Source organism: Parvibaculum sp. (genome assembly GCF_049651025.1).
Taxonomy (GTDB): domain Bacteria; phylum Pseudomonadota; class Alphaproteobacteria; order Parvibaculales; family Parvibaculaceae; genus Parvibaculum.
On the sequence record NZ_JBASBH010000027.1, the window covers coordinates 24,067 to 46,169 of the forward strand.

25 protein-coding genes are annotated in these 22,103 nt (G+C 61.4%); 17 read left to right on the forward strand and 8 right to left on the reverse strand.

All coding sequences use genetic code 11. From position 1 onward, the window contains the following. The first annotated feature begins 19 nt into the window (after window positions 1-19). Entirely contained in the window at window positions 20-991 is a 972-nt protein-coding gene (locus WA943_RS02910) for a quinone oxidoreductase family protein (RefSeq protein ID WP_424468337.1), read from the forward strand. After that, window positions 991-1,947 carry an alpha/beta hydrolase family protein gene (locus tag WA943_RS02915; protein WP_424468338.1) on the forward strand — a complete coding sequence of 319 codons (957 nt, stop codon included), beginning with the start codon at window positions 991-993 and terminating at the stop codon, window positions 1,945-1,947. The genes WA943_RS02910 and WA943_RS02915 overlap by 1 nt, the downstream gene beginning before the upstream one ends. Window positions 1,948-2,001: 54 nt before the next feature. On the opposite strand, the gene rho is transcribed toward WA943_RS02915, so the two are convergent. The 4 genes from rho to hemE all read right to left on the reverse strand — a co-directional run bounded on the left by rho (window position 2,002) and on the right by hemE (window position 6,078). After that, the gene (gene rho / locus WA943_RS02920; protein WP_424468339.1) at window positions 2,002-3,267 is read right to left on the reverse strand and encodes a transcription termination factor Rho; all 1,266 of its coding nucleotides are present in this window, start codon (window positions 3,265-3,267) and stop codon (window positions 2,002-2,004) included. Between the two features lie 287 nt (window positions 3,268-3,554). Next, window positions 3,555-4,001, reverse strand: coding sequence for a protoporphyrinogen oxidase HemJ (gene hemJ / locus WA943_RS02925; RefSeq protein ID WP_424468340.1), 447 nt, complete (start codon window positions 3,999-4,001; stop codon window positions 3,555-3,557). Then, on the reverse strand, window positions 3,998-5,026 hold the full coding sequence (gene hemH, locus WA943_RS02930) for a ferrochelatase (protein WP_424468341.1): 1,029 nt from the start codon (window positions 5,024-5,026) through the stop codon (window positions 3,998-4,000). The genes hemJ and hemH overlap by 4 nt, the downstream gene beginning before the upstream one ends. Then, the gene (gene hemE / locus WA943_RS02935) at window positions 5,026-6,078 is read right to left on the reverse strand and encodes a uroporphyrinogen decarboxylase (protein WP_424468342.1); all 1,053 of its coding nucleotides are present in this window, start codon (window positions 6,076-6,078) and stop codon (window positions 5,026-5,028) included. Before hemE ends, hemH begins: the two co-directional genes overlap by 1 nt. Window positions 6,079-6,628: 550 nt before the next feature. On the opposite strand from hemE, the gene WA943_RS02940 reads away from it, so the two are divergent. From WA943_RS02940 to dnaQ, 5 genes are read left to right on the forward strand one after another with little or no spacing between them, the layout of a single operon-like run. Further along, entirely contained in the window at window positions 6,629-7,459 is an 831-nt protein-coding gene (locus tag WA943_RS02940; RefSeq protein ID WP_424468374.1) for a pyruvate, water dikinase regulatory protein, read from the forward strand. Window positions 7,460-7,468: 9 nt separating this feature from the next. After that, window positions 7,469-8,062, forward strand: a complete 594-nt coding sequence (locus WA943_RS02945; protein WP_424468343.1) for a Maf family protein — start codon at window positions 7,469-7,471, stop codon at window positions 8,060-8,062. Beyond that, window positions 8,062-8,913 (forward strand): shikimate dehydrogenase, encoded by an 852-nt coding sequence (locus tag WA943_RS02950; RefSeq protein WP_424468344.1) that lies wholly within the window; start codon window positions 8,062-8,064, stop codon window positions 8,911-8,913. Before WA943_RS02945 ends, WA943_RS02950 begins: the two co-directional genes overlap by 1 nt. Further along, window positions 8,913-9,533, forward strand: a complete 621-nt coding sequence (gene coaE / locus WA943_RS02955; protein ID WP_424468345.1) for a dephospho-CoA kinase — start codon at window positions 8,913-8,915, stop codon at window positions 9,531-9,533. Before WA943_RS02950 ends, coaE begins: the two co-directional genes overlap by 1 nt. Window positions 9,534-9,548: 15 nt before the next feature. Further along, the gene (gene dnaQ, locus WA943_RS02960; protein ID WP_424468346.1) at window positions 9,549-10,232 is read left to right on the forward strand and encodes a DNA polymerase III subunit epsilon; all 684 of its coding nucleotides are present in this window, start codon (window positions 9,549-9,551) and stop codon (window positions 10,230-10,232) included. Window positions 10,233-10,257: 25 nt separating this feature from the next. Here the strand turns inward: dnaQ and secB are convergent, their stop codons facing one another. After that, the gene (gene secB / locus WA943_RS02965) at window positions 10,258-10,737 is read right to left on the reverse strand and encodes a protein-export chaperone SecB (protein ID WP_424468347.1); all 480 of its coding nucleotides are present in this window, start codon (window positions 10,735-10,737) and stop codon (window positions 10,258-10,260) included. Between the two features lie 96 nt (window positions 10,738-10,833). Beyond that, entirely contained in the window at window positions 10,834-11,370 is a 537-nt protein-coding gene (locus WA943_RS02970; protein WP_424468348.1) for an FxsA family protein, read from the reverse strand. A gap of 225 nt (window positions 11,371-11,595) precedes the next feature. Here WA943_RS02970 and WA943_RS02975 point away from each other — a divergent pair, with 225 nt between their 5' ends. Genes WA943_RS02975 through WA943_RS02990 form a run of 4 tightly spaced genes read left to right on the forward strand, consistent with a single transcriptional unit; the run spans window position 11,596 to window position 14,590 of the window. Beyond that, window positions 11,596-12,348 carry a Tim44/TimA family putative adaptor protein gene (locus WA943_RS02975; protein ID WP_424468349.1) on the forward strand — a complete coding sequence of 251 codons (753 nt, stop codon included), beginning with the start codon at window positions 11,596-11,598 and terminating at the stop codon, window positions 12,346-12,348. 23 nt (window positions 12,349-12,371) lie between these two features. Further along, entirely contained in the window at window positions 12,372-13,544 is a 1,173-nt protein-coding gene (locus WA943_RS02980; protein WP_424468350.1) for a murein transglycosylase A, read from the forward strand. Window positions 13,545-13,568: 24 nt separating this feature from the next. Further along, a complete protein-coding gene (locus tag WA943_RS02985; RefSeq protein WP_424468351.1) occupies window positions 13,569-14,204 on the forward strand; it encodes a Smr/MutS family protein in 636 nt (211 codons plus the stop codon). After that, complete coding sequence (locus WA943_RS02990) at window positions 14,201-14,590, forward strand: helix-turn-helix domain-containing protein (RefSeq protein ID WP_424468352.1); 390 nt, start codon at window positions 14,201-14,203, stop codon at window positions 14,588-14,590. Before WA943_RS02985 ends, WA943_RS02990 begins: the two co-directional genes overlap by 4 nt. Before the next feature lie 130 nt (window positions 14,591-14,720). On the opposite strand, the gene hslU is transcribed toward WA943_RS02990, so the two are convergent. Next, window positions 14,721-16,031 carry an ATP-dependent protease ATPase subunit HslU gene (gene hslU / locus WA943_RS02995; protein WP_424468353.1) on the reverse strand — a complete coding sequence of 437 codons (1,311 nt, stop codon included), beginning with the start codon at window positions 16,029-16,031 and terminating at the stop codon, window positions 14,721-14,723. Window positions 16,032-16,064: 33 nt separating this feature from the next. Next, the gene (gene hslV, locus WA943_RS03000) at window positions 16,065-16,628 is read right to left on the reverse strand and encodes an ATP-dependent protease subunit HslV (protein ID WP_424468354.1); all 564 of its coding nucleotides are present in this window, start codon (window positions 16,626-16,628) and stop codon (window positions 16,065-16,067) included. Window positions 16,629-17,050: 422 nt separating this feature from the next. Between hslV and hisB the strand changes: the two genes are divergently transcribed. The 6 genes from hisB (at window position 17,051) to WA943_RS03030 (ending at window position 22,060) form a co-directional block, all read left to right on the forward strand. Then, window positions 17,051-17,662: an imidazoleglycerol-phosphate dehydratase HisB gene (hisB, locus tag WA943_RS03005; RefSeq protein ID WP_424468355.1), complete on the forward strand. Its 612-nt coding sequence runs from the start codon at window positions 17,051-17,053 to the stop codon at window positions 17,660-17,662. An 87-nt stretch (window positions 17,663-17,749) separates the two neighbouring features. Then, window positions 17,750-18,250, forward strand: coding sequence for a DUF2628 domain-containing protein (locus WA943_RS03010; RefSeq protein WP_424468356.1), 501 nt, complete (start codon window positions 17,750-17,752; stop codon window positions 18,248-18,250). Window positions 18,251-18,253: 3 nt separating this feature from the next. Then, complete coding sequence (gene hisH, locus WA943_RS03015; RefSeq protein WP_424468357.1) at window positions 18,254-18,907, forward strand: imidazole glycerol phosphate synthase subunit HisH; 654 nt, start codon at window positions 18,254-18,256, stop codon at window positions 18,905-18,907. After that, on the forward strand, window positions 18,908-19,639 hold the full coding sequence (hisA, locus tag WA943_RS03020; protein WP_424468358.1) for a 1-(5-phosphoribosyl)-5-[(5-phosphoribosylamino)methylideneamino]imidazole-4-carboxamide isomerase: 732 nt from the start codon (window positions 18,908-18,910) through the stop codon (window positions 19,637-19,639). Beyond that, a complete protein-coding gene (gene hisF, locus WA943_RS03025) occupies window positions 19,639-20,397 on the forward strand; it encodes an imidazole glycerol phosphate synthase subunit HisF (protein WP_424468359.1) in 759 nt (252 codons plus the stop codon). Before hisA ends, hisF begins: the two co-directional genes overlap by 1 nt. A 121-nt stretch (window positions 20,398-20,518) precedes the next feature. Then, window positions 20,519-22,060: a CHAD domain-containing protein gene (locus WA943_RS03030; protein WP_424468360.1), complete on the forward strand. Its 1,542-nt coding sequence runs from the start codon at window positions 20,519-20,521 to the stop codon at window positions 22,058-22,060. Window positions 22,061-22,103 lie beyond the last annotated feature (43 nt).

The window sequence follows — 22,103 nt, forward strand, 5'->3', positions numbered from 1 at the left end:
AACGTGAAGGGAATATGACATGACCATCAAAGCGATCCGTGTGCATAAAACGGGCGGTCCTGAAGTTCTGCAATATGACGATGTGGAGCTTGCCGCCCCCGCTGCCGGTCAGGTCCGTGTACGGAACAAGGCCATAGGTCTCAACTTCGTCGAGACCTATTTCCGTTCCGGCCTTTACCCCGTGTCGCTTCCTTTCACGCTTGGCAGCGAAGCCGCAGGCATTGTCGAAGCCGTGGGCGAAGGCGTCACCAATCTGAAGGTTGGCGACCGCGTGGCTTACAATAGCGGTGGCGCTTATGCCGAGGCGACCAACGTGCCGGCGATCCGCGCCCTTCCGCTCCCCGATGCCGTGAGCTTTGAAGTTGCCGCAACCCTGCTCCTCAAAGGTGCGACGGCTGAATATCTCCTGCGCCGCACATTCCGCGTCGAGCCCGGCCAGACGATCCTCTGGCATGCAGCCGCAGGCGGCGTCGGCCTCATCGCAACGCAATGGGCAAAGCATCTGGGATGCACCGTCATCGGCACGGTGGGAACGGATGAAAAAGCGGCGCTTGCCCGCGCTCATGGCTGCGACCATGTCATCAACTATCGCAGTGAAAATGTCGCCGAGCGCGTCAAGGAAATCACCGCTGGCCGAAAAGTCCCCGTCGTCTATGACGGCGTCGGCAAGGACACGTTTCTGGCCTCGCTCGATTGCCTTGCCCCCCGCGGCCTCCTCGTCTCCTTCGGCAATGCGTCAGGCCCCGTCACCGGCGTCGACCTCGGCATTCTCGCGGCCAAAGGCTCGCTCTATGTGACGCGCCCGACACTCGCGACTTATGCCGCGACGAATGAAGACTATGCCGAGATCGGCAAGAATGTTTTCGACGTGGTCGCCAAGGGTGCGGTCAAGGTCCAGATCAATCAGCACTACAAACTCGCCGACGCCGCTCAGGCCCATCGCGACCTTGAAGCGCGCAAGACGACGGGCGCAACCATTCTGGTGCCGTGATGCGCGCTGCATTCGCGCTCGCCATCTTTTTCGCGATGGGAGCAATGATGCAGGCAAAGTCGGCAACCACATGGGCCGAACAACAGGTCTCGGTCGACGGCGGCCTCGCCCCGCTCCACGGCACGCTCACCACGCCGTCTGGCTCCGCGCCGGTGGATGCAATGCTCATCCTCCCCGGCTCGGGGCCAACCGATCGCAACGGCAATTTTCCCGGCGCGACCAACAACAGCCTCTTGCTGCTTGCGCATGATCTTGGCGCCAACGGAATTGCATCGCTTCGAATTGACAAGAGAGGCGTCGGCGAAAGCGCAAAGGCGGCACCGCCCGAACAGGATCTGCGTCTGACGACTTACGTGGACGACGCCGTCAAATGGGCGACGTTTCTGGCGGCGCAGAAAAATATCCGCCGCGTCTTTCTCCTCGGCCATAGCGAAGGCGCACTCATCGCAACGCTTGCGGCGGAACAGAAACCTGTCGCGGGTCTCATCCTGATCGCCGGAGCCGGCAGGCCTGCGCCCATACTGCTCCGCGAGCAACTGGCGGCCATCGGCCCGATCGGCCCGCTTCAGGAGCAGGCGAAAAACATTCTGAAGAAACTCGAGGCCGGACAAACCGTCGCCGACGTGCCGCCCGAACTCGCAGCCCTCTTCCGGCCGAGCGTGCAGCCCTATCTGATTTCCTGGTTCAAATACGATCCCGTCCGCGAACTCTCAAAGCTCTCGATACCGACGCTGATCGTGCAAGGCAGCAACGATCTCCAGGTCAGCATCACCGATGCGCAGCGCCTCGTCAGCGCCCGGCAAGGCATCAACTATCTGGTGATCGACAATATGAACCACGTCCTGAAAACGGCGCCCGCCGACCGCGCCGGCAATACGCGGCTCTATGCCGTTCCCGACGCGCCGCTCGCGCCCGGCCTCTCTTCAGGCATCGCAGAGTTTGTCCGCACGCATTAAAAAAGGGCGACCCCATCAAGGCCGCCCTTTTCATATCCGCGCGTGATGCGCTGATTACGTATTCATCGAGTCGAAGAACTCGCCATTGCTCTTGGTCTGCTTGAGCTTGTCGAGCAGGAACTCGACGGCGTCGACCGTGCCCATCGGGTTGAGGATACGGCGCAGCACATACATCTTGGAGAGCGTCGCCTTGTCGACGAGCAGCTCTTCCTTGCGTGTGCCGGACTTCAGAATGTCCATGGCCGGGAAGACGCGCTTGTCGGCGATCTTGCGGTCGAGAACAATTTCCGAGTTACCCGTGCCCTTGAACTCTTCGAAGATGACTTCGTCCATGCGCGAGCCCGTATCGATCAGGGCCGTCGCGATGATGGTGAGCGAACCGCCTTCTTCGATATTGCGCGCGGCGCCGAAGAAGCGCTTGGGGCGCTGCAAGGCGTTTGCATCGACACCACCCGTCAGCACCTTGCCCGAGGACGGGACGACGGTGTTGTAGGCGCGGCCGAGACGCGTGATCGAGTCGAGCAGAATGACCACGTCGCGGCCATGCTCGACAAGGCGCTTTGCCTTCTCGATCACCATTTCGGCAACCTGAACGTGGCGCACGGCAGGCTCGTCGAACGTGGACGAGATGACCTCGCCCTTCACCGAACGCTGCATGTCCGTCACTTCTTCCGGACGCTCATCGATCAGCAGAACGATCAGATAGCATTCGGGATGATTGGTCGTGATCGAATGGGCGATGTTCTGAAGAAGAACCGTCTTGCCGGTACGCGGCGGCGCGACGATCAATCCGCGCTGGCCCTTGCCGAGCGGTGCGACAATGTCGATGAGGCGCGAGGAGCGATCCTTCAGCGTTGGATCGGCCACTTCCATCTCGAGTTTTTCATCGGGATAGAGCGGCGTCAGATTGTCGAAGTGAACTTTGTGACGAGCCTTTTCCGGGCTCTCGAAATTGACGGTGCTCACCTTGAGGAGCGCGAAATAGCGTTCGCCGTCTTTCGGGCTGCGGATTTCACCCTCGACCGTGTCGCCGGTGCGGAGCGAGAAGCGGCGGATCTGAGAGGGTGAAACATAGATGTCGTCGGGGCCAGGCAGATAGTTTGCTTCCGGCGATCGTAGGAAGCCGAAGCCGTCGGAGAGAACCTCGACGACGCCTTCGCCGATGATATCGATACCCTGTTCGGCATATTGCTTCAGGATCGCGAACATCATGTCCTGCGTTCGGAGCGTGGAGGCGTTTTCCACCTGAAGCTCCTCGGCGATTTTCAAGAGTTCGGTCGGCCCTTTGGCCTTGAGGTCCTGCAGTTTGATCTGCGGCATTGGCGGGAAAGTCTTTCTTTTTGGAAACGAAGGTCCGGGAATCTCGGAAAATGACGGAGCCGGAAGTCTGTTGGATAGATCAGTCTGGGGAGAGGCTCTTTGCCTTGCCTGCCACAACGCGTTCTATGCGCGTCCGGTTTTCGTCCCCGCTCTTCCCGCGATCATCGCCCGTATTCAGGGCCTGCGGATAAGTCGGTAAACGTCAGGAAGACCGCCGGAAGAACTCCGGCTCGTAAAAGCATATAAGCCCTCGCCTCGCGGAGAGCAAACGGAATTTATCAGGCCAATCAGAAGGGTTTGACGATGACCAGGATCACGATGAAGACGACGAGAACCGGCGGGACCTCATTGACGATACGATAAAACCGCGCCGGACGCTTGTTCCGGTCGGCATCGAAATCCTTGCGCCAGCGGGCAAAAAGCCCGTGAACCGCCGTCATCAGTATGACCAGCGTCAGCTTGGCGTGAAACCAGCCCTGCCCCAGCAGATCGGGGTTTGCCCAGATCATCAGCCCGCCGAAGACGAAAGCCGCGATCATTGCCGGATTGATGATGCCGCGCAGAAGCCTGCGCTCCATAATCTTGAAAGTCTCGGACTTGTCGGAGCCGATCCCGGCCTCTGCGTGATAGACGAAAAGCCGCGGCAGATAGGCCATGCCCGCCATCCAGAAGATGACCGAGATGACGTGAAGCGCCTTGATCCAGAGATAGGCCCCGACCAGAAACTCGCTCATGCCCTGTTTTCCTCCCCACAAGGCCTGCCCGCCGCTTCTTCGGGACAAAGCAGCCCATTGCCTGCCCGGGCCTCGTTGACCAGCCGGGCAAGCCCCCCGATGAACCCCGGATGGGTGCCAAGAGCCGCCACCCGTACATATTTGGGCACGCCGTGATCGGCAGCGAGCTTTCCATATTCCTTGTCGAGCTCGACCAGCGTTTCGGAATGTTCCGAGACGAATGCGATCGGCACGACGATGAGGCTTTTGCCCTCATGCCCCGCCTGCTCGATTTTCGTATCCGTCGCCGGCCCGATCCATTCCATCGGCCCGACCCGGCTTTGATAGGTCGTCACCCAGTCGAAAGGTCCGCCGCCCACGCCCGCCATAACGGCGGCGCAGGTAGCCTCAACCTGGGTCTGATAGGGGTCGCCAGCTTCGATGACGCGTTTGGGCAGCCCATGTGCCGAGAAGAGGATGCGAAACTCGTCACGCGTCGGGAATTCGCTGATGGCGGCACGAAGAAGCGCGACATGAGCCTCGATGAAGCCTGCATCCACCGGATAGCAGCAAACTGTCCGCGGCCGGGTGTGAAGCCCCGCCGCTTTCGCAGCCCGGTCCCAGTCCTTCAGCGATGATGCCGTTGTCGTCGACGAATATTGCGGATAGAGCGGCAGCAGGACGACCTCGTCCGGCGCCCATGCCTTCACCGCGCGCGCCGTATCGGCGGCGAAAGGTTTCCAGTAACGCATCGAAATGAATGCGCGCACATCAGTTGTCTCATTGCCGAGGGCCGCTTCCAGCGCGCGCGCCTGGTCTTCGGTCAGCGGCAGAATGGGCGAACGGCCACCAATCTGCGCATAGATTTCCCGGGCAATGGGCGCACGCCGCCGCGAAACGATCCTTGCAATCAGCCAGCGAAAAGGTTGCGGTACGCGAATGATGGCGGGATCGCTGAAAAGATTGAACAGGAACGGCTCCACAGCCTCGGGGCCATCCGGGCCGCCGAGATTGAAAAGCACCACCGCAACCTTGCGTGCCCGCATCAGCCTCTCCATCCGCGCACAATATCGACAAGCTCCGCCACGTGATCCGGCGGCGTTTGCGGCACAATGCCGTGGCCCAGATTGAAGATGAAGGGCCCTTGTCCGAGTTCGCGGAGAATATGCTCGATCCCGCGCCGCATTTCCGGCCCGCCCGCAACCAGCAACAGCGGGTCCAGATTACCTTGTACGCAGCCCAGCGATTGCAGTTCACGCCGCGCCCAGGCAGGCGCGACGCCCGTATCGAGGCTCAGACCGTTGATCCCCGTTTCGCGGAAATAATCGACGGCCATCGATCCGGCGCCACGCGGAAAACCAATAATCGAAATGTCGGGAAACTGGGCCTTCAACGCGGCGACGATCCGCTTCATCGGCTCCAGAGCAAAGCGCCGAAACGGCAGTTCCGGCAGGCTACCGGCCCAAGTATCGAAAATCTGCAGGACTTCAGCGCCTGCCTTCACCTGCGCGCCAAGATGCAGGATCGTTGCTTCGACCAGAAGATCGATGAGCTTCTGGAATTCGTCTGGCGCTCGATAGGCCCATGCCTTGGTCGCGCCTTGATCTGGAGAGCCCTTGCCGCCGACCATGTAAGTCGCAACCGTCCATGGCGCGCCTGCAAAGCCGATCAGCGTCGTCTCAGCCGGAAGGCTTTTGCGGAGACGCCGCACCGTTTCATAAACCGGCGCGAGATGAGGAACGACGCGCGTGAGATCGAGCTTTGCCAGTTCTTCGACGCGTGTAATCGGTTCGAGCACCGGCCCCTCGCCTTCGACGAAGGACACCTTCTGCCCGAGCCCGTCGGGGATCACGAGAATGTCTGAAAAGAGGATCGACGCATCGAAGCCGTAACGACGGATCGGCTGCAAGGTCACTTCCTCGGCAAGCTCTGGCGTATAGCAGAGATTGAGGAAGCTTCCTGCTTGTGCCCGGGTCTTTTTGTATTCGGGCAGATAGCGTCCGGCCTGACGCATCAGCCAGATCGGCGCCTGGTCCAGCACTTCGCCCTTGAGCGCCCGGATGAGCCTTTTCTGAGGTGCTCCGATCTCGTGACTCACAGGTTCGTCCTCTTCCTTAAATCTTAGAATCTAGGTGGTGGTAGTTGAGGATGGCTGTGCGTTTCGGGGATCAAAACTTCGCCCTGTTTGATCCACAGCCAGACCGGGGCGGCGTTGAGGCATCCCGCAGTCCCCTCTCTATCGCATGCCCTGTGCAAAAATTCAGCAAGGCAGACTGACGCGCCGATAAAAACCATATCCGGCAGCAATTCTGCCTGTGGATCGTTCCGACGTGGAAAGAGTGAATAGTGGGGATTGTTGGTAGGGCCGCCGCGCCTTGAGGATTTATCCCCGGATTTCAGCGCAGTCCTTCAGTTTTTTGCACCCGTCTATCGAACGGTGGAGCGAAAGCACACAAACTGTATGGCTTGGTAGGGCCACCTCGAAAAACCAGACTTGCCCCCGTTAATCACAGATTTCCACAGGCTAGGCAACATGTTCCTGCATGGCACATTGCTGGAAAAACCGCGGGTTGGAAAAATGCTGGCAAGGGGATGGTGCCGTCGCTAGCTTGAGCCGCGTTCGTGGCGCTTGGCCCGGATGTATGAGGATCAGCATGACGGCCAGACGCGTTTTCCACCTCCACCTCGTTTCCGACGCGACCGGCGAAACGCTGAACGCGGTCGCGCGCGCGGCCTGTGCGCAATATGAAGACGCCCAGCCCATCGAGCATGTCTATGCGCTGGTCCGCGGCCCCAAGCAGCTCGAGCGCGTGCTGACCGAAATCGAGGCGGCGCCCGGCATGGTCATGTTCACAATGGTCAATGTGGAACTGCGCCAGCGCCTCGAAGCGCGCTGCCTCGAGCTTCAGACGCCCTGCATCTCGGTTCTTGACCCCGTGATGGTCGCGCTTGGCACTTATCTGGGCAAGGAATCGTCCCACAAGCCCGGTTCGCAGCACACGATGAACGCCGAATATTTCGGCCGCATCGAGGCGCTGAACTACACCATGGCCCATGATGACGGGCAGTCGGCGGGCGATCTCGATCAGGCGGACATCATTCTGGTCGGCGTCAGCCGCACGTCGAAGACGCCGACATGCATCTATCTGGCAAATCGCGGCATCAAGGCGGCGAATATCCCCATCGTGCCCGGCGTCGTCCTGCCGCCAGATCTTGAAACTGCAAAGCACCCCCTCATCGTCGGCCTGACGACGAGCCCCGATCGCCTGATCGCGATCCGCAAGAACCGCCTCCTCTCGCTTCACGAAAATACCGAGACGAGCTACGTCAATCACGATGCGGTGGATGAGGAAGTCGCCTTTGCCCGCCGCCTTTGCGCGCGCCACGGCTGGCCGGTGATCGACGTCACGCGGCGCTCCATCGAAGAAACGGCGGCTGCCGTGCTGAACCTCTACAATGAACGTCAGAAAGTGATTTGAGTTCTCGTCATGGTCGCCTCTCCGCTCATACTTGCTTCCGGTAGCGCGGTCCGCGCGACCCTCATGCGCAATGCAGGCCTTGCCTTCACCGTGCAGGATTCGCGCGTCGATGAAGATGCCGTGAAACAAAACTTCGCTGGCGGCGATGCTGACGCCCTGGCCTGCCGTCTTGCCGAGGAAAAAGCCCTGGCCGTCAGCCGGGCCGAAGCCGGAAGCCTTGTCGTCGGCGCGGACCAGATTCTCTCCTGCGACGGTGCGCGTTTCGACAAGCCGCGCGACATGGCCGAGGCCCGCGCAAATCTGCAGCGTTTTCGCGCGCGCACGCATATCCTGCATAGTGGTGTCGTTCTCGCCCTTGATGGCGAGATCGTCTGGCGTCACTCCGCTCAGGCTCATCTGACCATGCGTGAATTTTCGGACGGATTTCTGGACTGGTATCTCGACAAGCTCGGCGAGAAGGTCCGCACCAGCGTCGGCTGCTATCAGCTTGAAGGGCCGGGCATCCAGCTTTTCGACAAGATCGAGGGCGACTATTTCACCATTCTCGGCCTGCCCATGCTGCCGCTGCTTGGCGAGCTGCGGCGGCGTCAGGTGGTGCAGTGATGATCCGCAAGGTCTGTGTCATGGGCTGGCCGATCACCCATTCGCGCTCGCCGCTGATCCATAATCACTGGATCAAGACCTATGGCATCGCCGACGCAGTCTATGAGCGCCTCGCCGTGCCCCCGCAGGAGCTGAACGCCACTTTGCGCAGCCTGAACGACTGGGGCTTCATCGGCGCAAACGTCACAGTCCCGCATAAGGAAGCCGTCTTTGCCGCGCTGATGCGCCACGACGCGGTGGCCGCCCGGCTGAAGGCGGTCAACACCATCGTCACCACCGATATGGGCCTCGAAGGCCGCAATACGGATGGCTACGGCTTCATCGCCAATCTCAAGGATCGCGCCCCTTTCTGGCTGGCCTCCGATGGTCCTGTCGTCATGCTCGGCGCGGGCGGTGCCGCGCGCGCCATTGCCGCGGCTCTCGAAGCCGAAGGAGCGCCCGAGATCCGCATCGTCAATCGCACCCGCACCCGCGCCGCCGCGCTGGTCGACGATCTGAAGCTCAAGGCCGCGCGCATATATGAATGGACGGACGCGGCTTCGGCCCTTGCCGGCGCGAACCTTCTCGTCAACACCACGACGCTCGGCATGAAGGGCGAACGCGATCTCGACATATCGCTCGACGCCTTGCCCGCGCGCGCCCTCGTTACCGATATTGTCTACACGCCCCTTGAGACAGCATTGCTGAGGGCGGCGCGCGCGCGCGGAAATCCAACCGTTGACGGGCTCGGCATGTTGCTCCATCAGGCGGTGCCGGGATTTGAAGCCTGGTTCGGCGTCAGGCCGCAAGTGACGCCGGAACTCCGCGCGCTTGTGCTGGCCGATATGGGGCTTGCTGAGGAAAAAAACTGATGCTGCTGATAGGTCTCACCGGTTCGATCGGCATGGGCAAGTCGGAAACGGCGAAAATGTTCGCGCGCCTCGGCGTGCCGGTCTATGACGCCGATGCCGCCGTCCATGCGCTTTACGCAAAGGATGGCGCCGCCGTTGCGCCCATCGCCGCCGCCTTCCCTTCCGCCGTCATCGACGGCGCGGTGGACCGGCAGGAATTGTCACGTGCCGTTCTCGGCCTGCCCGACGAAATGAAAAAACTTGAAGCGATCGTTCATCCGCTTGTCGGCCGCGCGCAACTCGAGTTCCTGAAAGAGGCGCAAGCCGAAGGCCATCACGCCGTCGTGCTGGACATTCCGCTGCTCTATGAAACCGGCGGCGAGAAGCGCGTCGACGTTGTCGTCGTGGTGAGCGCTCCCTATCATGTGCAAGAGGCACGCGTGCTCGCGCGTCCCGGCATGGATATGGCGAAGTTCGCGGCCATTCACGCCAAGCAGGTGCCCGATGCCGAAAAACGCCGCCGCGCCGATTTCATCATCGACACCGATAACGGTCTCGACCATGCCTTCGCGCAGGTGAAGTCCGTCATCGCGGCGCTGCGGACGCGCGAAGGAAAAGTCATCAAGGAACGGCTCGGCTGAGCTTCAGGGAAGACCATGCGCCAGATCGTTCTCGATACGGAAACAACCGGCCTCTCGCCTGCCGATGGCGACAGGCTCGTCGAAATCGGCTGTCTGGAAATCGTCAACCAGGTTGCGACCGGCGTCGTCTTTCATAAATACATCAACCCTGAGCGCGACGTGCCCAAAGGCGCTTTCGACGTTCATGGATTGTCGGAAGAGTTTCTGCGCGACCATCCGAAATTCGCTGAAATCGCCGAAGAGTTTCTGGCTTTCATCGACGATGCGCCGCTGGTGATCCACAACGCCTCGTTCGACATGGGTTTCATCAATCATGAATTGAAGCGCGCAGGTCATGCGGCGCTCAATAACGACCGCGCCATCGACACGCTGCTGATCGCACGCAAGCGTTTTCCCGGCGCGCAGAACAGCCTCGATGCGCTTTGCCGCCGCTTCAATGTCGACAATTCAAATCGCGTGAAGCACGGCGCACTTCTCGACGCCGAATTGCTGGCCGAAGTCTATCTTGAACTGATGGGCGGCAGGCAGCCGGGCCTGGTGCTCGATGCGAGCCTCGACATGCGCAAGATCGAGGTGGCCGCCGTCGAAACGCGCAAGCGCCCAAAGCCACTCGATCCGCGTTTGACGGATGAAGAACGCGCCGCCCATGCGGAGTTCATCGCAGGCTTCGGGTCGGACGCGTTGTGGAACGCGTCCTGACCCTCAATACCTGTCCGCAGGCGGATCAGTTCGGAACGACGCCTTCCGGGGTGCCTTCCGTGCGGCGCTGCTGATAAAGGCCGACGAAATCGATCGGGTCGATCATCAGCGGCGGGAAGCCGCCGTCGCGCGTCACATCGGCAACGATGCGGCGGGCGAAGGGGAAGATCTGGCGCGGGCATTCGATGAGCAGCATCGGCTCAAGGCTGTCGGCGGGAATGTTGGTCAGGCGGAACAGACCGCTATATTGCAGCTCGACCAGAAACATCACATCGGTCTGCGACTTTGCATCGACGCCGATGGCGAGCGTGACTTCAAAATCCGTATCGCTGAAACGCTGAACATTGACGTCGACGCGAACGCCGATCTGCGGCTGTTCGGCAAGCGGCCCAAGCGTGCGCGGCACATTCGGATTCTCGAAGGACAGGTCCTTGACGTATTGGGTCAGCACTCGGAGCTGGGGAGCTGCGTCGTCGCCGGCACCCTGAATATTCTGTTCGGACATGATCCCCCGCGATCGCGAATATGAAGAAATTGAAGCAAGCTGGCTAACATGGATAGGCGATGCCTACAAGACGAGCTCGTTCGGCATGGTTACTGTTCAACCATCCTTTTCGGGCGGTCTGCTGTCGCCGATGACCGTCGGGCCGGGATGCGGTTTGCCGTTTTCATCGCCCGGCTCGACCGTATAGCCCTCACCCTCGATGATCGGACCGGCGGATCCGTCCTGAGGCCAGCCTTGGCTGCGATAGACGTCGCTATAGACGATGGTGGTCCCCGCCCGCGCCAGAGCCCAGCGGCGGATGAAGGGGCGAAGGAAACGCCGGACGGCGGGAACGAGAAGCACAAAGCCGAGCGCATCGGTGAGCAGGCCCGGCGCCATCATCAAAAGCGCGGCAAAAATCAGGAACAGCCCGTCCAGCACTTCATCGACGGGCATTTCGCCGCGATTGAGCGCCGCCTGCGCCTTGGTGAAAGTTGCAAGCCCCTGTCGCCGCAGCAACCATGTGCCGAAAATTGCAATGGCGATGACAAGCCCGATTGTCGGCAGGACGCCGATGACGCCGCCGACCTCGATGAAAACGGCAATCTCGGCAATCGGCACGAGAACGACAGCAAGCAGGATGATCGGTATCAAGGGGGCTCCTTGCGGGCTTCCAGGAAGAACATCGACGCGAGCACATCTTCGCCCGCCCGCCGGTAGCAATAAGCCAGTGATTGCCCTAACTTATATAGACGAGTTTAAGTGCACGAAGCGCGGCCGTCATCCGGCTGGCGGGTTTTTCCTGCGACGCATCGAGCGAGCCGGCACGGCAGGCAAGACCGCGTGAAGGCGTCGCAGTAATTCTGAAAGGTGGCCCGAATGGGCGAAACATCGACACTTATCAACCTGATCCTGCTTGCGGTCGCAGTGGGCGTGTTTCTGAAGTTGCGCAGTGTGCTCGGTCGGCGGACCGGCCATGAACGCCCGCCCTTCGACCCCTATTCCGCGGGCGAGAAGCCTGCATCGATCAATAATGGCGACAAGGTCATCCAGCTCCCCAAGCGCGGCCCCGCCGCCAAGCCGGATCTGGAAGGCGATGTCGGTGGCGTCGATCCCTATCCCCAGCGCGAGCCCTATGTGGTGAAAGATCGCTGGGCGGATGTCGCGCCGGAAGGCTCTGCCATTGCCCAGACGCTGACCGAGATCGCGCTTGCCGACCGCCATTTCGACGCCGACGCATTCATGTCGGGTGCGCGCGCCGCTTATGAAATGATCGTCACCGCCTTCGCTCGCGGCGAACGCAAGACGCTGCAGCCGCTTCTCGATGAGCATGTCTTCAAGAGCTTTGAAGCCGTCATCGCAGGGCGCGAGGCGCGTGGCGAGACGGTCGACCAGAGCTTCATCGGCATTTCCAAGGCCGAGCTGGTCGATGCGAGCCTCGTTGCGAAGCGCGCAAGGCTCACCATTCGTTTCGTTAGCGAACTGACCTCCTGCACCAAGAACCAGGACGGCGTCGTCATCGAGGGCGATCCCGTGACGATCCGCAAGGTCACGGATGTCTGGACCTTCGAGCGTGACGTGAAGGCAAGCAATCCGAACTGGCGTCTTGTTGCCACCGGATCGGAAGGCTGACGCGGGCCGCATCGATGGGGGACATGAAGAGAAGTGGCATGGGGCTTGTGGCCGCGCTCGGCATCGCCGTGCTGGCGCTGGTTGGCTGCGCGGGAAACGAGGCGTCGGGTATGACCGCGTCGGAGCGCCCGGTAGGGCCTGAAACAGCGTTGAGTTTCAATGAGTTGAGCGGCTGGTCCAGCGATGGGCAGGCTTTGGCGCTGGACGCTTTCCGCCGTTCCTGCACGCGTATACTGAAACTTGACGATAATGCCGCGCTCGATCCCAAGACCGACAGCACGCTTTATGGCCGCGCTGGAGACTGGCGCGCTGCCTGTCAGGCAGCGGCGAATGTGAAGTCGGGCGACAAGGCGGCCCGCGCCTATTTCGAAAGCCACTTCACGCCCGTTCGTTTGAGAAGTGAAACAAGCAATTCGCTTTTCACGGGCTATTACGAACCCGAAATGAAGGGCTCCCTGCGTCGGGGCGGCATCTATCAGACGCCGGTCCTGCCCTTTCCCCCGGCTTTCGCCGCCGCCCGCACTGCAGGCAAGGCGCTCCCGACGCGCAGCCAGATCGAAGACATGATCGCCAATGGGCAACTGGATGCGGACAAGCTCGCCCTCGTCTGGCTCGCCGATCCGGTCGATGCCTTCTTTCTCCATATTCAGGGATCGGGGCGCGTGGTGCTGGATGATGGCCGCACGCTACGCCTCGCCTTCGCGGCAAAGAACGAGCGGCCCTATACGTCGATCGGCAAATTGCTGATCGATGATGGCGCGATCCCGCGCGACGAAGTGTCGATGCAGACGATCCGCGCCTGGCTGGCCGCCCATCCGCAAGAGGTTCGCCCGCTGCTGCGCCGCAACGATTCCTATATATTCTTCAGGACCTTGCAGGCAGATCCCTCACTCGGGCCGCCCGGCGCCGAAAAGGTCAATCTGACGCCCGGCCGCAGCCTTGCCATCGACCGGAGCCTCCATCCGCTGGGCGCGCTTTTCTGGCTCGACACCACCGCGCCGATACCTCATGTCGATGCGAATACGCCTTTTCGGCGGCTGATGGTGGCGCAAGATACAGGCACGGCCATTCGCGGGCTTCAGCGCGGCGACGTTTTCTGGGGCCCCGGCGCGGATGCCGCCGAAATTGCCGGCCGCATGAAACAGACGGGTGAGCTGATCGCACTTCTCCCCCGGAGTCTGGTGGTCGGCCGTTAAGGCCGGTCGTAAAGGGGAGCGCAGATGGACGGCGACGAGAAGCCAAAACCCCGGAAATCTCGCGCCCGAATTCTGAGCGATGACGAGCACAAGCTCTGGCGTGCCATGGTCAAGGACGCAAAGCCCCTGTCGCGCCGCAAAATCGTTATCAAACCGGAACCATTTTTAGAGCCGGAAGCGCCCGGAACGGCCAAAGCGAGGCCGATTCCAAAGCCCGTGGCCTCTGTTCCCTCCCCTCGTTCCGCCCGCGTACCGAAAATCCCGGTCGCCCCTTCGCCGCCGCCTTTGACCGGCCTCGACCGCCGCACCAGCCAGCGCCTTGCCCGCGGCCAGATCGAAACCGAGGCGCGGCTCGACCTTCACGGGCTTCGGCAGGACGAGGCGCATGACGCCCTGGCGCGTTTTCTGAGCCGGACGCGCGCGCAAGGGCTTCGCTGCGTTCTGGTCATAACCGGCAAGGGCGAAAGCCCTTTTGCCCGCCATACCTTGCACAGCGCCCGGTTTCATGAGGCGTCTGACCATTCCGGCGTGCTGCGCTCCGCCCTGCCGCAATGGCTGAGCGAGCCGCAATTTCGCTCGCTCGTCGCCGGATTTCAGCCGGCCCATCCCCGTCATGGCGGCGGCGGCGCCTTTTATATCTGGCTGCGGAAAACGAAATGACGCCGTTCGGGCAAAAACTCCGCGATCTTCGAAGCGCGCGGGGTATCGCCCTGAAAGACATGGCCGCCGCCTTGCGCGTGACGCCCGCTTATCTCTCGGCTCTGGAACATGGACGGCGCGGACGGCCAAGCTGGCGGCTCGTCCAGTCCATCATCGGCTATTTCAATGTGATCTGGGACGAGGCCGAGGAAATCGAACGCCTTGCGCGCATTTCCCATCCCCGCGTCACCATCGACACGTCGGGCCTCGACCCGAAAGCGACCGAGCTTGCAAACCGGCTTGCCGAGGAGGTCGCCTATCTCACTGCGCCCGAACTCGAAAGGCTTTTGGCGGCCATGCCCTCCCGCGCCCGCCGACCTTCGCATGGCGCGCGAAAGACTCGCTGACCAGAAAGAAGTCTGATGTCAGAAATTCGCTAAACGCGAACCCCAAGGAAACCCCATACGGGCGTTTCAGCGGACTCGCGGCTCGCGAATACCATCCAGCCCAGAAAATCGCTCTGCGCGAGAAATCGGCCTAGAGGATGAACTTCGACAGGTCCGTATTTTTTGCCAGATCGCCAAGGCGCTCATGCACATAAGATGCGTCGATCCGCACCGTTTGCCCGCTGCGGTCGGTGGCGGCGAAGGAAATCTCATCGAGCACACGCTCCATCACCGTATGAAGCCGCCGCGCGCCGATATTCTCGACGCTCGCATTGACCTCCGCCGCAATGGTCGCGATGGCGTCGATGCCGTCAGCGGTGAAATCGAGCGTCACGCCTTCCGTATCGAGCAGCGCCACATATTGTTTGATGAGGCTCGCTTCAGGCTCGGTCAGGATGCGCACGAAGTCGTCCCGTGTCAGCGCCTGCAATTCGACGCGGATCGGCAAGCGCCCCTGCAATTCGGGCAGCAGGTCCGATGGCTTGGCGATATGGAAAGCGCCGGAGGCGATGAAGAGAATATGGTCGGTCTTCACCGTGCCGTACTTGGTTGAGACCGACGTCCCCTCGATCAGCGGCAACAGGTCGCGCTGCACACCTTCGCGGCTGACATCGGCGCCCTGCCGTTCGGAGCGCGCGCAAATCTTGTCGATCTCGTCGAGAAAGACGATGCCGCTCTGCTCGACCATGCGGATCGCTTCCTGCGTCAACTGATCCTGATCGAGAAGCTTGTCGGATTCCTCGGCAATCAGAAGCTCGTAGCTGTCACGTACGGTCATCTTGCGGGTCTTCATCCGCCCGCCGCCGAAAGCCTTGCCGAACATGTCGCCGAGATTGACCATGCCGATCTGACCGCCGGGCATGCCCGGAATGTCGAAGCTTGGCATGCCGCCGCCCGTATCGGCGACTTCGACCTCGATTTCCTTCTCGTCGAGTTCGCCCTCGCGCAGCTTGCGGCGGAAGCTTTCGCGCGTCGGCTCGGACGCGCCCTTGCCGACCAGCGCATCGAGCACGCGGGCTTCTGCGGCAAGATGGGCCTTTGCCTGCACGTCCTTGCGCTTCTTCTCGCGCAGCAGGGCAATGCCGATCTCGACCAGATCGCGGATGATCTGCTCGACGTCGCGGCCGACATAACCGACCTCGGTGAATTTCGTCGCTTCGATCTTGATGAAGGGCGCTTCGGCGAGCCTGGCGAGGCGGCGCGAGATTTCCGTCTTGCCGACGCCGGTCGGCCCGATCATCAGAATGTTCTTCGGCAGCACTTCCTCGCGCAAGCCTTCCGGCAACTGCTGACGCCGCCAGCGATTGCGCAAGGCGATCGCCACTGCGCGCTTGGCGTCATTCTGACCGACGATATAGCGGTCCAGCTCGGAAACGATCTCACGCGGCGAAAAACTGGTCATGGCTCTGGCGGGCACTCCGGATGGGAAGAGGCATCAGACGGCGTCGAGAATTTCGACCGTCAGATTGTTGTTGGTGTAGACGCAGATCTCGGACGCGATCTTCAATGCCTTGCGGGCGATCTCTTCCGCCGAAAGGTCGGTATCGCCAAGCGCACGCGCGGCAGCCAGCGCATAATTCCCGCCCGAACCGATGCCGACAATGCCGCCTTCCGGCTCCAGCACGTCGCCATTGCCGGTCAGCACGAGGCTCGCGCTCGCATCGGCAACGATCATCAGGGCTTCGAGGCGGCGAAGGAAGCGATCCGTCCGCCAGTCCTTGGCAAGCTCGACGCAGGCACGGGTGAGCTGGCCGGGATATTGTTCAAGCTTGCCCTCGAGCCGTTCGAACAGCGTCATGGCATCCGCCGTCGCGCCCGCAAATCCGGCAATCACCTTGCCCGAGCCGAGCGGACGCACCTTGCGGGCATTCCCTTTCATGATGGTGTCGCCCATGGAAACCTGACCGTCGCCGGCAATCACCACCTTGCCGCCCTTACGGACAGTCAGAATGGTCGTGCCATGCCATTGCACATAAGGCGCGGAATGCGGATCGGACATTGTGAGCAGGTTCCCGGATGAAGAAGCCGGCTGGAACGCGGGCGTGATCTCCATGTGGCGATTTTCATGAACGGGGTCAAGTCGAGCGCGGTTAAAACACGCACACACTTGAAGCGCCCGGGCAGACCCCTATCTTGTGGGCACCAGCCGGTGTTTCACTAGTAAAGCCCAAGCTGAACAAATTGATTCAAGAGTTTAGCAATATTATTTGAATTTCTGACTTCCGGTTGTTCAAGTAAAACCTGAGCATTTGTTAAGAAGACTGGTTAACGTCTTCTAAGCCCTTGCGATGCAGTATAATTTGAGTGCTGGCTCCATCTGAGCTTGCCTCGCCCGGTCAATAAGCTGGCCCCGGCTGCGACGCGCTGATAAAACCCCCGCAAGGACGCCGTTGCGTCGGATTGCCTATGCGAGTGAAGACGATGGAAGTAGAGAACGAAGGCCGCGTGGCCACGATCGAGCGCAAGACGAAGGAGACGGATATTTTCGTTTCCCTCGATCTCGACGGCTCGGGCGAATATGACGTCGATACAGGCATCGGCTTTCTTGACCATATGCTGGAGCAGCTTTCCCGCCACTCGCTGATGGATCTGAAGGTCCGCGCGGTCGGCGATCTGCACATCGACTTTCACCACACGACGGAAGACAGCGGCATCGTCATTGGCGAGGCCGTGCGTCAGGCCCTTGGCGATTTCAAGGGCATCCGCCGCTATGCCTCGGTGACGATCCCCATGGACGAGACCTGCACACGCGTCACGATTGACGTGTCGCAGCGGCCCTATCTCGTCTGGAAGGTCGATTTCACGAAGCCCAAGCTCGGCGAAATGGATACGGAACTCTTCAAGGAGTGGTTCCAGGCCTTCGCCCAGAATGCGGGCATCACGCTGCACGTCGAGAACCTTTACGGCGAGAACAACCACCACATCGTGGAATCCTGCTTCAAGGGTCTTGCCCGTGCGCTGCGCGACGCCATTGCCATCGATCCGCGCATGGCCGACCGCATTCCCTCCACCAAGGGCAAACTCGGCATGTGACCGGGCGGCAGACGGCTGGTCTTTTTGCGGACATTGCCCTAGATAAAGGCCGAAAGCCCGCCCCCTCGCGGGCTCAAGGATCAGGCCATGCGCTTCTACACCGTGCACGAACGCGTCGGCGCGCCCGTCGATGGGAACGGGATCGTCTTCGTGCGCGAGGGCTTCTGCTGGCCTGCCCTGTTCCTCACCATATTCTGGCTCGGCTTTCAGCGTCTGTGGCTGGCGCTTGCGCTGTATGTGGCCGCCGTTCTGGCGGTCGCAGCTCTCGGCGAGGCGCTTCGCCTCGATCCGCAGGCGCTGGCGATCCTTTCGGTCGCTCTGCAGGTTCTTCTTGCCGCGCAGGCCAATGACATTCGCCGCTGGACGCTTCGCCGCAACGGCTATCGCGAGATCGGTCTCGCCAGCGGGCGCACGCTTTCCGAAGCCGAACGCGACTTCTTCCGCCGCTGGGACGGCCCCGCCCCCGCTCCCCGCGCCCCGGTCCGCTCGTCCGGGTCAATGATGGCGCCTGCCGGTGCCGTCTGGCCGCGCCGTTCCGTGGATGAAGATCACGGGGCCCTCGGCCTTTTCCCGCGGGCGGAAGGTTAAGCCATGCAAGTCGTGACCATCATCGATTACGGGTCGGGCAATCTGCGTTCTGCTGCGAAGGCTTTCGAGCGCGCCGCGCGCGAAGCCGAGATCGAGGCGCGCATCGTCGTCACGGGCAATCCGAAAGATGTGCGCGGCGCGGACCGCGTCGTACTGCCGGGCGTCGGCGCTTTCGGCGATTGCCGCGCCGGTCTCGATGCGGTCGAGGGAATGATCGACGCGCTCAACGAAACGGTGCGCCGCGATGCCAAACCCTTTCTCGGCATCTGCGTCGGCATGCAGTTGATGGCGACGCGCGGCATCGAATATGGCGTGCATAAGGGCCTTGGCTGGATCGAGGGCGAGGTGCGCGTGATCGAACCGCTCGATCCCGAACTGAAGATCCCCCATATGGGCTGGAACACGCTCGACGTGCTGCGTCCCCATGCGCTGCTCGACGGCATCGCGACCGGCGACAAGGGACTGCACGCCTATTTCGTTCACTCCTATGCACTGCGCGCCGCCAACGAGGCGGATGTGATTGCGCGCACCGATTATGGTGGCCCCGTGACTGCGATGGTTGGTCGCGACAACATGGCCGGTACCCAGTTTCACCCCGAAAAGAGCCAGGCGCTTGGCCTCGCCCTCATCGGCAATTTTCTGAAGTGGCGTCCCTAGATGATCCTGTTTCCCGCAATCGACCTCAAAGACGGCAAATGCGTTCGCCTTGTGCGCGGGCTGATGGAAGAGGCGACCGTCTTCAACGACGATCCGGCAGCGCAGGCGCGCGAATTCGTCGCGCAGGGTTTTGAATATCTGCACCTCGTCGATCTGAACGGCGCTTTCGAAGGCCGCCCGGTCAACGCCTCTGCCGTCGATGCGATCCTGAAAGCGATCTCGATCCCCGCCCAGCTCGGCGGCGGCATCCGCGATCTGGCGACCATCGAAACCTGGCTCGGCAAGGGCGTCGCCCGCGTCATCATCGGCACGGCGGCGGTGAAAAATCCTGCTCTCGTAATCGAAGCCTGCAAGAAATTTCCCGGCCGCATCGCGGTCGGTCTTGATGCGAAGGATGGGCGCGTTGCTGTCGAGGGCTGGGCGGAGGTTTCCGATCTCACCGTGCTCGAAATGGCGCACCGCTTTGAAGACGCGGGCGTTTCCGCGATCATCTATACCGACATTGCCCGCGACGGCGTTCTCGAAGGTCTCAACATCGAGGCGACGGTCGCATTGGCGAATGCGATCCGCATTCCGGTGATCGCGAGCGGCGGTCTTTCCTCGATCGACGATATTCACCGCCTGATCGCCGCGAATTGCAAAGGGCTTGAAGGCGCGATTTCCGGTCGCGCGCTTTACGATGGCCGCATTGATCCTGCAGCCGCTCTGCGTCTGCTGAAGGAAGCAGCCTGATGTTGAAGGCTCGCCTCATTCCCTGCCTCGATGTGAAAGACGGACGCGTCGTCAAAGGCGTCAACTTCGTCGATCTGCGCGATGCGGGCGATCCAGTGGAAGCTGCCCGCGCCTATGACGCGGCAGGCGCGGACGAACTCTGCTTTCTCGACATTACGGCGAGCCACGAAGAACGCGCGATCATCTTCGACGTTGTCGCGCGCACGGCGGAGCAATGCTTCATGCCGCTGACGGTCGGCGGCGGCGTTCGCACCATTGAGGATGTGCGCAAGCTCCTGCTCGCCGGTGCCGACAAGGTGTCGATCAATACGGCGGCGGTCGAGAATCCGGATTTCGTTCGCGCGGCGGCTGAAAAATTCGGCAACCAGTGCATCGTCGTCGCCATCGACGCCAAGGAAACCGGGCCGGGAAAATGGGAAATCTTCACCCATGGCGGCCGCAACCGCACCGGCATCGATGCGGTCGATTTTGCAAAGCAGGTGATGGAACTGGGCGCAGGTGAAATCCTGCTGACCTCGATGGATCGCGACGGCTCGAAGTCGGGCTACAACATCCCCCTCACCCGCGCCGTTGCCGATGCCGTGACCATTCCCGTCATTGCAAGTGGCGGCGTCGGCACGCTCGACGATCTCGTGGCGGGCATCAAGGAAGGCCATGCAAGCGCCGTTCTGGCCGCCTCGATCTTCCATTTCGGCACCTACACGATCGGGCAAGCCAAGGCGCATATGACGGCGGCCGGCATCCCGATGCGGCTCTGAGCCGGGCTTTTCCGCCGCTTTCGGGTAACGCCGCCATAGGTATTTGACCTATTTGCGCGTCTTCCGGATTCCAAGCAGAATGCGCGCGCACGAGGCCAACTCAGACCGAGCCGTTCCAAATATGGATCGCGAAATTGAGCTCAAGCTCGAATGCGAGCCCGACGCACTGGATCGTGTGCGCCGCTCGCGAACCGTTGCGCGGTTAATGCAGGGCAAGGCCAGCGCCGGAAACTTGCGCTCCATTTATTTCGACACCGAAGACTTCACCCTGATGCAAAACGGTCTCGCGCTTCGTGTGCGTGAGGTTGGCGACAAGCGCATCCAGACGCTGAAGACCGATACCGAAAATGGCGGCCCGGCAAGCGATCGCGGCGAATGGGAAGCCGCCCTTCAATCCGACGGCGAGGGCCCGGACCTCAACCGCCTGCCCACCAGCTTGCGCAACCGCATCCGCAAGCTTGCGCGAGGCGCGACGATTTCACCGCGCCTTGTTTCCGATATTCACCGCACGGCGAGCCATCTGCATACAGATGATGGAGGCGAGATCGAATTGGCTATAGACAGCGGCACGATGCGCGCCAATGGCCGGGTGCTTCCGATCAGCGAAGTCGAGCTTGAATTGAAACGCGGAAAGCCTGCCGATCTCTATCGTTTGGCGCTTGCGCTTGCCGATATAGCGCCCCTGCGCGTCGGCATGCGCAGCAAGGCGGCGCGTGGCCGCGCACTGGCGATAGGCGAGCCGCCGCAAGCCATGCGGGCGGATGGCGTTGTCATACCGGACGGTGCCAGCGTCGAGGATGTTTATGCGCTGATCCTGCGTCACTGCCTGTCGCATCTTCTGAACAACGAAGCGGCAGCTTTCGAAGGCGCGTCCTCCGAAGGGCTTCATCAGATGCGCGTGGCGTTGCGCCGCCTGCGTTCCGCTTTCATCGCCTTTGGCGGATTGATGAGCGGCGATGCGGTTGGCGATATGGCGCGCGAGGCGAAATGGTTGACGCGCGCTATTGGTCAGGCACGCGACCATGACGTTTTCCTGAGCGAAATCATCGCGCCCGTAATCGCGGAAAATCCTGGCGACAAGACCCTCCGCGATTTTCAGGCAGCGGCTGAAAAGGCGCGCGGTGAGGCCTGGGTTGCGGCGCGCGCGGCTATGCGCTCGCCACGCATGACACGTTTCGTCTTGCAGCTTGCGCTTTACATCGACGAGCGCGGCTGGCGGCTGGCCGAGGAAAAGCCTGATCTCGCCGCACTCGGTAAACCCGTGGCGGGATTTGCAGCAGGCGCACTCGACAAGCGTTTGAAGAAGGTGAGGAAGCTTGGCCGCGATATAGATCATCTGGAAATCAAGGATCGTCACGAGCTGAGAAAGCGCCTGAAGAAACTTCGTTACACGCTGAGTTTCTTCGCCTCTCTTTATTCGCATGCCGAAACGAAATCCTATTTGCAGCATCTGACGCAATTGCAGGATGTGTTTGGCGCCTTGAACGATCTTGAGATGGCACAAGTCATCGTTAACGAGATAGGTCAGGCCGATCCATGCCTTGCAGCGCCCGGTGCGCATCTCCTCGATTTTCACGAGCGCCGCGCGCGCAAGGAATGGCGTGCTGCGTTGAAAGTATGGCGGAGCTTTCGCGATCAGCCGCGTTTCTGGCGACAAGCCTGAGCATCGCTCGCTCGGTCATGTGCGAAGTGGCCGATAGGAACAA